This is a genomic window from Pseudomonas sp. 2822-17, assembly GCF_002742485.1.
GTDB lineage: Bacteria > Pseudomonadota > Gammaproteobacteria > Pseudomonadales > Pseudomonadaceae > Aquipseudomonas > Aquipseudomonas cyclaminis.
Genome location: NZ_LJRZ01000407.1, coordinates 1 through 268, shown reverse-complemented (window position 1 = coordinate 268; position 268 = coordinate 1). Strand labels below are relative to the sequence as shown.

The 268-nt window shown below is 48.1% G+C and carries 1 protein-coding gene; it reads right to left on the bottom strand.

Features of this window, described 5'->3' with window-relative positions:
- On the bottom strand, positions 1 to 192 hold a 192-nt coding region (locus AOA60_RS33335; RefSeq protein WP_218240647.1), incomplete at its 3' end, for a hypothetical protein.
- Positions 193 to 268 lie beyond the last annotated feature (76 nt).

Below are 268 nucleotides of genomic sequence, written 5' to 3'. Positions count from 1 at the left end.
GCCCAAAGACTGGAATCGACGCTCTAGCTCTAGCATTCGTCGATCCACATCGTTCAAGCGGGCACCAATGCCACGCCTCGCTACAATCCGTCTATCTATGCTATTCGCCACCGATGCTAATTGTCCTCTCGTGGAAGCCACATTTGCACCTTGTTTCGTCACTTGATTACTTGTTACGAGTACATCGTTCATTCTTATCCTAATTCTCGACAAGGCATCCCACCCCTATATACCACCGTGCCCCGTGTTATCATAACCAGCTATAAAT